This is a genomic window from Chryseobacterium sp. FH1, assembly GCF_000735135.1.
In the GTDB taxonomy this organism is placed as follows: Bacteria; Bacteroidota; Bacteroidia; order Flavobacteriales; family Weeksellaceae; genus Epilithonimonas.
In genome coordinates, this window is sequence record NZ_JPLZ01000004.1 from 75434 (window position 1) to 86129 (window position 10696).

The window sequence follows — 10696 nt, forward strand, 5'->3', positions numbered from 1 at the left end:
AATATGTACAAATTCTCCAATTCATTTACCGAATTCACTCAAAAAGAAATAAATGAAAATTCTAAAGAATATTTTATTGAAATTTTATCATTATTAAATGACAAATTTGATCTAAATCATTTTAATCCAATCCTGAAGAAATTCAAAATTGAAAGGGTTGAAGACATCAAACTTGATTCTTTGGATTTATTAATTTCTTATGCAAATTTCATATTAAAAGACAATATCATTTCTGAAATTGAAATTCAGGATTTTTCAATATTGAAAAGAATTTTCAGAATAAAAGAAGGTGATTTTAAAAAATTCAAGAATTTTGAAATAAACGAAATCTTAAAAAAGGAATTTATGCGAATTTATTCTGACAATTACGTCAATGACAAAGAGCAATTAATAAACTTAAATCTTCAGTCATTATTTGACTTAAGTTACGATGAATTTGAAAACATAAAAAAAGATGAAGTCATATTATCATTAATCCAAGGCGCAAATCCAACAGATTTAGATATTTCAAAAATTCCAAAAGGATTCATATTATAATGCGAAAAGAAAACTCCACCAATTCCCTCAACGAAAAGATATTAGAAGAATATTGCAATGCTCATAAAATCCTTTCGCAAATCAGCGGAAGATGGAAAATTTCATTGATATTTATCTTGAAAAATGAGCACGTAAAATATTCTGAATTCAAATTGACATTGCCAAATGTTACCGACAGAATATTGACCAAACAACTGAAAGAATTGGAAGCCAATGAGATTGTCATCAATTCTAAAGATAAAATCCAGCCCACTTATTCTTTGACAATTAAAGGAAAGAAAATCCTGGATTATTTGGACAAACTGAACGAGATCGATTTTGAAAATCAATCAAAAGAAACGGACTCCAAAAATTCTATCACTTCACCATTCGGACTGTAAACCAAGCTGTTTCTGACATTCACAGATTTATGTCCATTGATCAAATCAATTTCGAAAACACCTTCACTCAAATCTGTTGCCCCATTTTTCAACGCTTCTATTCTAGCTTTTTCAGCATCTTTCACCACAAAACAAATATGAAGGATTGAATTTTCGATAAATTCTTCATTCGCTTTTCTTTTTCTTCCTTGCGATGGCATACTTGCATTCTTATCACAAATTTCTACGAATGAATTGATCTTTGCATGGTGCATCATCACACACTTTTCAAGTTCGAAATCTGGCAACGACCAGGAATGTTGCACTTTGAAACCCAATGTCTCGTAAAAACCAACGGTTTCTTCAAAATTGACCGCTTTCAACGAATAATGGTGGAAACCGATGATGTTGTCTTGTAAATTCATTTTTCAAATTTTCAACAAAATTAATGGGTGAAGCTTTGTTATGAAAGAACTTACAAAATTGTTAGTCGAAAAACGACTAACCTATTCCTTATTGGTATATTTATCTAAAATGCGTTCTGTGAGTGGATTGAGGCTTTTTCCATTCTCTGGATTAATACCATCTGCAGTAAAAAATTCTACTTCATTTTGATATTTGGAATACCAAATTCCTCTAACTGAACTGATGGTGTCTGGTTTGGTTATTTTTTTGAAATTGGCAATTTTCTTAGGATCGATTGCAATCAAATCATCCTTGGGTTGGTTACAATCTTCCGGGATATATTGCTTTCCGTTCCAATACATGCATTGCTTCGTTTCAGCCAACAATCCTAACTTATTTTCATTGTTTACTATTTCGGGTGACCTTTCATCTGCTTTGTACATTTTATTTCCGACGAATAAACCGCCACAAAGAATCGCTCCGATAATTCCTAGATTACTTTGCTTGGTAAGGAATTCTTGAAGATTAAAAACTGGACTATTAAGAAGTGTAAAATTAAAATTAGTCCCTTTTAAAGATTGTTCTTCATCATCGATACTGAATTTCAATGTCGTAGAATCATTAATTTTTTTTGTAAAAGTAAAATTCTTGCAAAAATCCTCATAATCTTTGTATCCGACATATTTACTTAATTGATCCAAAGTAATTTCATCAATAAAACGATCTTGATTTTTTTGTACTAAATCGGTATAATACCTTTCAAACATCTTATCTGTTTTTGCAGATCCGAATAAACCTTCAAAATGAGTACTAAGATATCCAGCAAGATAATTTTTGCTGGCATTTTCTTTTTTTAACTCTTTTTCGGCTTGTTCAAAAGCTGTTTTGACTAAAGTTTTCTTCTTGTCATACATATATTTTAATTGAAGAATTAATTCCGTGTCCAAATTAGACAAACCTATGTCTGAAAAATTACGGTTTTCCATAAAAATGATAAAAATCCTGTCCAATCTGTGTCCAGTCTCTGTCTAGGAAAAAGGACCCCATTTGGCTGAAATTTGTAATCAGAAATCAGTGATAAACAAAACATTACAAAAACAAAGTTACAAAACTGATTTCCAAAAAACAACCAGATAAAACGGAGAGAGATCTCTGGCTTGGGAAGCAGATGTTTCTCTTCCGTTTTTGAAGGTTGACTTCCCAAAAATTTAAGAAGCGCTTCTTTTTTCAACCACTGTGTCATCTGCTCGCGATCCGTTTTGCGGGGAAGAACACGAATGTCAATTTTTAAATTTTTACGACAATGTTAAACTTAATTTTAATACTATTGGGATTGATCTCAAACCCTAACTCAAATACTTCAAACTGCGGAAATGAGGGCACTACAACTACATCATCAGTTCCACAACCGAGTCCTAATCCAGGAGGAACTGGTGGGGAAGATGGACATCCCATTCCTCCGAAAAAATAATTCAACATGTAATTATAAAACGAAAGGTTCTTCCTTTCGTTTTTTTGTTTTAATTTCATAGAAAAATTATAAACTTTGAAATTACTTAGCCTTTTATGTTTACTTATAATCTTATCATGTTCTAAAGAAAAAGTTTTAAAAAATAATGAAATAAAAAATTTTTATTATGATAAAGCATTTGTTTTTAGAGAAGTAGGCAAATCCGACAGTGCTTTTCAATATTTTGACAAGGCTAAAAATGTTTTTTTGGAAAAGCATGATAGTGCAGATGCAGGAAGATGTTTAGTCAATATGGCAATTATTCAAGAACAATTTGGTGATAATTACGGAGGATTGGAAACAGGCATCTCAGCATTAAAATATTTTAATGATAAAGACTCATCTTTACACAATTATCTATCCATCAATTATAATACATTGGGAATATTATCCAGTAAACTGACAAACTATAATAAAGCAATTGAATTTTATGAAAAAGCTATATTATTTTCAAAAGATTCAGTAAATAAAAATCTCTACACAAATAATCTCGCTAACAATTACAGAAGAAATAAAGATTACAATGTATCAATAAAAATTTTAAGTACTTTATTGAATAAAAATAAGCAAAACACAAATTACAAGTCACGTATTTTAGATAATCTTGCCTTCACAAAATGGACTCATAATGCCCAACATAATCCCCTTTCCGAATTTCAGGAAGCATTAAAAATTAGACTAAAAGATCAAGACAATTGGGGACTAAATTCCAGCTATTCACATTTATCGGACTATTATGCCAAAAAAAATCAAGATTCGGCCCTAGTTTATGCAAGAAAAATGTTTGCAATATCGAAAGAAATCAAAAGCCCAGACGATCAAATCGAAGCACTTCAAAAATTAATCTCCCTCGAAGACGCCAACAATTCCAAACAGTATTTCAAAGTTTATCAAAAGATGAATGACAGTCTTCAAACGGCAAGAAATAAAGCTAAAAATCAATTTGCACTCATCCGGTATGAAACCGAAAAAAACAAAGCTGACTTTCTAAAAGCAAAAGCCGAAAGCACTGAAAGACAAAATCATATTATAAAACAATATGTTGCTCTTGCGTTTGCTTTAATTACAATCATTGGTTTCATTTTATACCTTAAAAAAAGAAAAAAAATCCATCAGCAAGAAAAACTTTTGGAAGTCAAAAATACAGAACTGAAATACTCCAAAAAAGTACACGACCGCGTTGCTAACAGAATTTATCAAATTTTATCTCAAGTTGAGAATAAAGAACACATTGACAGAGATTCGCTACTATTCGGTTTGGAAAATGTTTACGAAACCTCTAGAGATATCTCTTATGAAAATGAAGAAATCAATGAGAATCAAAACTATTTTGAGCAACTTCAAAGTATGCTTGACTCTTATTCGTCGGACGCTGTACAAGTTATTTTTCACGGGAATAACGAAAAATTATGGGAAGGTGTCAATTTTCAAATCAGAACCGAAGTTTATTTAATTCTGCAGGAATTGATGACCAATATGAAAAAACACAGTCAGGCAGACAAAGTTTTTCTAAAATTCACAAATGAGAGTTCACACATAAACATCTCATACACAGACAACGGCGTTGGAATAAAAACACATTCACCTAAAAATGGTCTTCAAAATATGGAAAACCGTATTAATTCTATAAATGGAAAAATTAATTTTGACACAGAAACAAATAATTTACTGAAAATCAATATTTCATTTCCAATTTAAAAAAAAACACATGTTTACAAAAGTTCTTATTGCAGAAGATTATGAAAGCTCCAACATTTCCGTCCAAAAGGCTTTGGAAGATTTGAAGATTACTAATCCAAAATACGTTAGTTATTGCGATGACGCCATCAGCAGGATCAAAATGGGAATCCAGGAAAATAATTCTTTTGAGTTGCTGATCACAGATCTTTCTTTTGAAGAAGATCACAGACACCAAAAGATAAAAAATGGTCAACAGTTGATAGATGCTGTAAAAGAAATACAACCCGACTTAAAAATAATTGTTTTCTCCGTAAATAAAAAACAAGGTATTATAGATGATCTTTTCAATAAGCAAAATATCAATGCGTATGTTAGAAAAGCCAGAGAAGATGTGAAAGATCTTAAAAAAGCAATAAAATCTGTTTATAATAATGAAAAATACATTTCCTATGATCTCAAAGGAAATAAAAAAAGTGCTTTCGAATTTTCTGAGTACGACACTTTGCTTGTTACCTTATTAGCCAATGGAATACTTGTGAAAGAAATCCCAAATCACCTAAAGGAAAACGAGATAAAACCTGCCAGCATGAGTGCCGTCGAAAAAAGGCTGAAGGAAATCAAAGAATCCTTGTCTATCAATAGTAATGAACAATTAATTGCTTTTTGCAAAGACTTCGGAATCATATAAGATTTTTCAACGATAATCGACTATTATTAAAAACTTTCAAAACATTTGGAAGTTTTTTTTGTTTTTACGGATTTCCGTAAAAAATTGAATTGGGGCAGAAGTAATTTTGGAGTGTTAAACAAATAAATAGACATGGATCTCAAATTAAAATTAGAACAACTGCATCAAAGAGTGAATGGACTCAGGGATCAGATACAAACAGAGGAGGCTACCAAAACTGCTTTCGTAATGCCATTCATTCAAATTCTGGGATATGATATCTTCAATCCAACCGAAGTCATTCCGGAATTCATTGCGGACATCGGAACCAAAAAAGGTGAAAAGGTGGATTTCGTGATCAAGAGAGATGATGAACCCATCTTAATTATTGAATGCAAAAGTTGGCGGGAAAACGTGGATGCTCATAACTCTCAACTGCATCGCTATTATCACGTTTCAAAAGCGAGATTCGGCGTTCTGACAAACGGCATTATTTATAATTTCTACACAGACCTGGAGAAACCCAATATTATGGATGAAAAGCCATTTTTCACCATCAACCTTGATAATATTAAAGATAATTCCATCAAAGTTTTGGAAAGCTTTACGAAATCCGGTTATAATTTGGAATCGATTTTAGACTCAGCTGAAGCTTTGAAATACATCAAAGCCATCAGAAAAGAATTCGAAAAAGAAATAGAAAATCCATCTGACGAAATAGTGAAACTTCTTGTCAACAGATTCTTTGAAAGGCCTTTGACGGCAAACCGAATGATTGTTTTCAAAGAATATACGAAAAGAGCGTTAAGCCTATCGATATCAGAATCCATCAGCTCAAGATTAAAATCAGCCTTGGTCATCAATGATAATATTGAGACGGAGAAAGTCGCCATAGCAACAAACACTATCGATTTGAATGCCGACATTCCAAAAGTAGTGACGACTGACGAAGAGTTGGAAGCTTTCCAAATCGTAAAAGCCATCTTGAGAGAAAAGATTCCAACTGAAAGAATCGCTTACAGAGATACACAGTCATATTTTGGGATTTTATTGGACGACAATAACAGAAAGCCTATTTGCAGATTCCATTTTGGAAGTAGTCGAAACTTGATTGAGTTATTTCATAATGGTAAAGATTCCGGAGAAAAAGTAAACCTTGGCTCTTTAGATGAGATTTACAACCATCGTGACGAGCTACATCAAACTATTGAAAATTATAATTAAAACTACCACTATGAAAAAACTACTTTTCACACTACTTACTTTAGGATTATTAATTCCCACAACTTACGAAGCATCAACAAGCAATTTTTCATCTACAACAGAATTTGCAGTCAAAAAACAGAAGAAGAAAAAAGCCTCTAAAGGTAAGAAATCATCAAGTGCAAAGAAAAAAGGTTGTACCTACAATGGTTATCCTTTAGAAGTTGGACCACGAGGTGGCTGCTATTATTGGTCTGGTAGCAGCAAGGAATATGTTGACAGAAGTTATTGTTCTGGATGCAATTGATCATGGAAAAAGCTACTACTATTAGTGATTTCAAAAGATTAGAGATCATTTACAAAACACTTTTTACATTCTGTGCATTGAGTTGTTTTGTTGCAGTTCTTCCACTTCCTCTACTTTATTATACATTTCTTAGAATCATCGTTTTTGTTGCTTCAGCGATAACGGTTTATTATTTCGGAAGACAGAGAGAGCTTGGTTGGGTCATGATTTTTGGAATTGTTCTTATTTTATTCAATCCCATCGTTCCAATTCATTTTTACAGAAAAAGCGTTTGGATTCCGATTGACATTGTGACCGGAATTTTATTCCTGCTCCTGATCTTCATCAAGAGAAAAGTAAAAGAAACATCAGAACAAAATATTCCGGAGACAATTCCACAGCCAAAAACATTCAGCCGAGACAGAATCATTAAAACAAAACAAAAAAATAATTACAATGAATGAAACCATAGAAACTACAGAAAGTCTGAAGGCTCATTTTCTCAGACTTTATCAGATGGCAATTTGCGATGACAACTTCAGTTCGCTGGAGCTGAAAGCGCTGTACAAATCTGCAGAAGACAGAGGAATTTCCCAGAAAAAACTGGACGAAATCCTATTGAATCCAATTAATTCTAAAATATCAATTCCAGAGAACATCGAAGAAAAAATCGATTATCTCTACGATCTCACACTGATGATCTGGGCAGACGGCGAAGTAACTCCGAATGAAAAATCTTCCTTAGAAAAATACGTCCTGATGTTCGGATTTATGGAAGAAAACAGTTTGCAGATCGTGGATTATCTCATCCAATCTGTAAAAGAAGGAAAAAGCAAAAACGATATTTTCAATGATCTAAAAAACTAAATTATGACCAGTAATATCAAAAACATTTTCAGATTAAAACCTGATCCAATCGTTAAAGAAGAATCTCCTTTGAAAGTTGTTGACAACAACACCAATCAAGAATCAACAGAGGAAAGCAGAAAACGTACTTATCACGAGTCCGGCTACAGGGACAGCTCCAGAAACAGCGGAAATCATACGGCATTATCTATTTGTCTGGATGCCATCTATTCTAAATTTCAAAATGAAGAAAAAGAACTGGCCGAGAAACAAAATAAACTGAAAGAACCATACATCAACGAACAGAAAAACAAAGAGACCGAGATCAAAGGCCTCACAGTGTCTCTTGATAATAAGGAAGAGCAGATAAAAGAAGTTCAAAACAGCATCAAAAATGTTCAGGATAAGATAGAATCTCTCAAATTCGAGATCAATGATATCCCGAGAAATCCGGAAGTCTATCACATCAACGCCAGTAAAGGCGCTTCGACAAAATTCTGGATTGGTCTTTTGTTATTAATTCCAATAACGCTTTATCTTTTCACATTTTATATTTCAACCTCATTTTCGGCGTTCTTCAAAACATTTGACCCGAATGTCAGCATTATGCAGAGTGTTTTGGACGCTCAGGCTTTCAACAAAGCTTGGGACGAAGGTCCTTTGGAAGGTGCTTTCGTAACGTTTATTCCGTTTGTTTTCTTGGGATTAGGCTACTTGATCCACATGTTTGGAGAGAACAAAAACTGGATCAATTACATAAAAATATTTCTTCTTTTCGTCGTGACATTTGTTTTCGATGCCATCTTAGCTTACGAGATCGAGTCCAAACTTTATGAACTTAATAAAACCTTTGATTCGCCACCCTTCGATCTATCAATAGCTTTTACCAAAAACCAGTTTTGGGGAATCATCTTCGCGGGATTCGTAGTGTACATTATTTGGGGATTGGTTTTCGATTTCATAATGAAAGAACATAAAGAAAAAGACAAGATCAAAAATGAACAGCTGAAAAAGCAGAAAGATATCACAGTTCATCAAGACAGAATTACGGCATTTGAAAAACAGTTGGAGGAAATCAAAAACAGCATTGCAAGTATCAAAGATCTAATCATCAAAGCGAAAGGGAGAATTGAGGAACTTCACAACATCGTTGATGGCGTCATCATCCCAACCAAAGAGTACAAATCTTACGCATCGGAATATGTGCAAGGCTGGATCACTTTTATCAATGAAAAATTAGCGACATCTCATCCAGTAAAACAAGAAATGATAGAGGAATGCAAAAACCAGTACAACTATAATCTTAATAAAGTAGGCGCCAATTCTGACAGTCAGAACTCTGTTTATGTATCCGTTTTATAAATCACCGAATATGAAAAAACTATATTATTTATTAATTCTTTCTCTTTTTATACACTGTGGAAAGAAGCCAGAAACAAAGACTGGAGGCAAAAGCAATGACTCTATTTCCAATAGTAACAATTTAAATATAAGCATACTAATTGATCTCTCTGACAGAATTGACCCCGAGAAATATCCAAATCCATCGATGGAATATTACCAAAGAGATCTGGAATACATTAAAGCGATCAAGACAGGATTTATAGATCACGTGAAAAGTAAGAAAGTGATACAGCTTAATGATCAGATGCAGATCTTCTTCAATCCTGAACCTTCAAATCCGGAAATCAATGAGTTTGCAAAGCAACTGAAAGTTTCGTTTGACAAAAATACTTCAAAGGAAAATATCAAGCTTGTTGATGAAAAATACACTTCTCTTCCAGAAAGGATTTATCAATCAGCCATTCAGGACAAGCAATATGTTGGCTCGGATATCTGGGGATTTTTCAAGAACAAAGTGAAGGACTACTGCATCAAGGATAAGCACAGAAATATTCTTTTTATTCTGACCGACGGTTATATGTTTCATAAAGATTCGAAATTCTCTGAGGGAAACAAAACGTCTTACCTCACTCCGGAATTGGTAAAATCTATGAAATTGAACACCTCTGATTTTAAAACTAAAATCCAGGACCAAGATTTTGGTTTCATTAAGGCCAATGACAATCTAAAAGATCTGGAAGTTGTAATACTGGGAATCAATCCAGAAAAAGGAAACCCTTTTGAAGGTGATGTCATCAAAACATATCTGGAAAATTGGCTTATGGAAATGAACGTCAAAAAATACCAGATGAAAGATGCAGACTTGCCAAGCAATCTAGAACCTATCATTAAAAATACAATTCTGAATAAGTAAAATCTACATTCAGCAAGATTAAAAGTGAGCTTTCAACTTATTGAAAGCTCACTTTTTAATTATTAATTGAAAATTTCAGCATACTAAAACTCAAAAAAATGATATTTGCATTAAACAATTCAACTAAATGACTTTCAAATACATCTATAAAGTAAATTTGAGAGAATCATTACATTTTAAATACTAGAAACAAACCGATACAAAGAATAATGTTTACCTATATAACATAAAAAAGTTGGCGTACAGAGGGAATAAAATAAACATAAAGCTACTTGAAAGATCCTTTGTGGTAAATGTTTCTTAAGATTCCAAACATATACAAAGTAAATCTTTTGATCTATTGTTTAGTAAATAAGATTATCTAGTATTATTTCACGAGATCTCAGTTGTATAGAAGACTACAATTTCACAAGTTCTAATACCTTTCTATTTGTCATTGCACATCCCAAACCCGTATTCGTGCTTCTCTTTTTTATTTTCTTTTCAAATAAACATTTCTTCTAATAGCAACTCCATCTAATATCAGACAATACTCTAATATACTATACCAATTGTCATATTCGAAGAAAAGCAAAATAAATTATATAAATATCCTTAGATTTCAACTTTTCATTGTTAGTTCTTAATTACAGCAATAATTAAATAATGATTCTGATAATACCATTGAAGTATAAGCAATATGTTCTGAAATAGTCAAGAATCCATTTAACTGCACTTAGGAGTGTAATACAAATTATTTCATTCCAGTTTGTTCTATTGACTAATTTTTTGACTACGCACAAAAAAAACGCCCATCAAGTGAATGATGAGCGTTTGAAAAAAACTGGCGGCGACCTACTCTCCCGCTTTCGCAGTACCATCGGCGCTAGAGGGCTTAACTTCTGTGTTCGGAATGGGAACAGGTGAGCCCCTCTGCTAGAACCACCCTAAAGGCTGTTCGTACAAA

The 10696-nt window shown here is 32.8% G+C and carries 13 protein-coding genes and 1 rRNA gene; 11 read left to right on the forward strand and 3 right to left on the reverse strand.

Annotation, left to right across the window (positions count from 1 at the left end; translation table 11 throughout):
* The first annotated feature begins 3 nt into the window (after positions 1-3).
* The gene (locus tag IO90_RS05695) at positions 4-537 is read left to right on the forward strand and encodes a hypothetical protein (protein WP_034964869.1); all 534 of its coding nucleotides are present in this window, start codon (positions 4-6) and stop codon (positions 535-537) included.
* Entirely contained in the window at positions 537-917 is a 381-nt protein-coding gene (locus tag IO90_RS05700) for a winged helix-turn-helix transcriptional regulator (protein ID WP_076768765.1), read from the forward strand. The genes IO90_RS05695 and IO90_RS05700 overlap by 1 nt, the downstream gene beginning before the upstream one ends.
* On the opposite strand, the gene IO90_RS05705 is transcribed toward IO90_RS05700, so the two are convergent.
* Positions 863-1321, reverse strand: a complete 459-nt coding sequence (locus tag IO90_RS05705) for a VOC family protein (RefSeq protein ID WP_034964870.1) — start codon at positions 1319-1321, stop codon at positions 863-865. The genes IO90_RS05700 and IO90_RS05705 overlap by 55 nt on opposite strands.
* Before the next feature lie 81 nt (positions 1322-1402).
* Entirely contained in the window at positions 1403-2287 is an 885-nt protein-coding gene (locus IO90_RS05710) for a hypothetical protein (RefSeq protein WP_051878344.1), read from the reverse strand.
* A gap of 317 nt (positions 2288-2604) precedes the next feature.
* Here IO90_RS05710 and IO90_RS18960 point away from each other — a divergent pair, with 317 nt between their 5' ends.
* The 9 genes from IO90_RS18960 to IO90_RS05760 all read left to right on the forward strand — a co-directional run bounded on the left by IO90_RS18960 (position 2605) and on the right by IO90_RS05760 (position 9750).
* Positions 2605-2772, forward strand: a complete 168-nt coding sequence (locus IO90_RS18960) for a hypothetical protein (RefSeq protein WP_165570245.1) — start codon at positions 2605-2607, stop codon at positions 2770-2772.
* Positions 2773-3018: 246 nt separating this feature from the next.
* Positions 3019-4509, forward strand: a complete 1491-nt coding sequence (locus IO90_RS05725) for an ATP-binding protein (protein WP_131450829.1) — start codon at positions 3019-3021, stop codon at positions 4507-4509.
* 10 nt (positions 4510-4519) lie between these two features.
* On the forward strand, positions 4520-5179 hold the full coding sequence (locus IO90_RS05730; RefSeq protein WP_034964877.1) for a response regulator transcription factor: 660 nt from the start codon (positions 4520-4522) through the stop codon (positions 5177-5179).
* Between the two features lie 132 nt (positions 5180-5311).
* Positions 5312-6382, forward strand: a complete 1071-nt coding sequence (locus tag IO90_RS05735) for a type I restriction endonuclease (RefSeq protein ID WP_034964880.1) — start codon at positions 5312-5314, stop codon at positions 6380-6382.
* A 10-nt stretch (positions 6383-6392) separates the two neighbouring features.
* Positions 6393-6668 (forward strand): hypothetical protein, encoded by a 276-nt coding sequence (locus IO90_RS05740; RefSeq protein WP_131450830.1) that lies wholly within the window; start codon positions 6393-6395, stop codon positions 6666-6668.
* 2 nt (positions 6669-6670) lie between these two features.
* On the forward strand, positions 6671-7111 hold the full coding sequence (locus IO90_RS05745; RefSeq protein ID WP_051878352.1) for a DUF6804 family protein: 441 nt from the start codon (positions 6671-6673) through the stop codon (positions 7109-7111).
* On the forward strand, positions 7104-7514 hold the full coding sequence (locus IO90_RS05750) for a hypothetical protein (RefSeq protein ID WP_034964883.1): 411 nt from the start codon (positions 7104-7106) through the stop codon (positions 7512-7514). Before IO90_RS05745 ends, IO90_RS05750 begins: the two co-directional genes overlap by 8 nt.
* 3 nt (positions 7515-7517) lie before the next feature.
* Complete coding sequence (locus IO90_RS05755; protein ID WP_034964884.1) at positions 7518-8855, forward strand: hypothetical protein; 1338 nt, start codon at positions 7518-7520, stop codon at positions 8853-8855.
* A gap of 10 nt (positions 8856-8865) precedes the next feature.
* On the forward strand, positions 8866-9750 hold the full coding sequence (locus IO90_RS05760; RefSeq protein WP_034964915.1) for a hypothetical protein: 885 nt from the start codon (positions 8866-8868) through the stop codon (positions 9748-9750).
* A gap of 821 nt (positions 9751-10571) precedes the next feature.
* On the opposite strand, the gene rrf is transcribed toward IO90_RS05760, so the two are convergent.
* Positions 10572-10679: ribosomal RNA gene (rrf, locus tag IO90_RS05765) — 5S ribosomal RNA — on the reverse strand.
* Between the last annotated feature and the right edge of the window lie 17 nt (positions 10680-10696).

What these genes read in the sequence shown, in the direction of transcription:
- IO90_RS05695 (WP_034964869.1), top strand. Translation starts at nt 4, where the DNA reads ATGTACAAATTCTCCAATTCATTTACCGAATTCACTCAAAAAGAAATA.
- IO90_RS05700 (WP_076768765.1), top strand. Translation starts at nt 537, where the DNA reads ATGCGAAAAGAAAACTCCACCAATTCCCTCAACGAAAAGATATTAGAA.
- IO90_RS05705 (WP_034964870.1), bottom strand. Translation starts at nt 1,321, where the DNA reads ATGAATTTACAAGACAACATCATCGGTTTCCACCATTATTCGTTGAAA.
- IO90_RS05710 (WP_051878344.1), bottom strand. Translation starts at nt 2,287, where the DNA reads ATGGAAAACCGTAATTTTTCAGACATAGGTTTGTCTAATTTGGACACG.
- IO90_RS18960 (WP_165570245.1), top strand. Translation starts at nt 2,605, where the DNA reads ATGTTAAACTTAATTTTAATACTATTGGGATTGATCTCAAACCCTAAC.
- IO90_RS05730 (WP_034964877.1), top strand. Translation starts at nt 4,520, where the DNA reads ATGTTTACAAAAGTTCTTATTGCAGAAGATTATGAAAGCTCCAACATT.
- IO90_RS05735 (WP_034964880.1), top strand. Translation starts at nt 5,312, where the DNA reads ATGGATCTCAAATTAAAATTAGAACAACTGCATCAAAGAGTGAATGGA.
- IO90_RS05740 (WP_131450830.1), top strand. Translation starts at nt 6,393, where the DNA reads ATGAAAAAACTACTTTTCACACTACTTACTTTAGGATTATTAATTCCC.
- IO90_RS05745 (WP_051878352.1), top strand. Translation starts at nt 6,671, where the DNA reads ATGGAAAAAGCTACTACTATTAGTGATTTCAAAAGATTAGAGATCATT.
- IO90_RS05750 (WP_034964883.1), top strand. Translation starts at nt 7,104, where the DNA reads ATGAATGAAACCATAGAAACTACAGAAAGTCTGAAGGCTCATTTTCTC.
- IO90_RS05755 (WP_034964884.1), top strand. Translation starts at nt 7,518, where the DNA reads ATGACCAGTAATATCAAAAACATTTTCAGATTAAAACCTGATCCAATC.
- IO90_RS05760 (WP_034964915.1), top strand. Translation starts at nt 8,866, where the DNA reads ATGAAAAAACTATATTATTTATTAATTCTTTCTCTTTTTATACACTGT.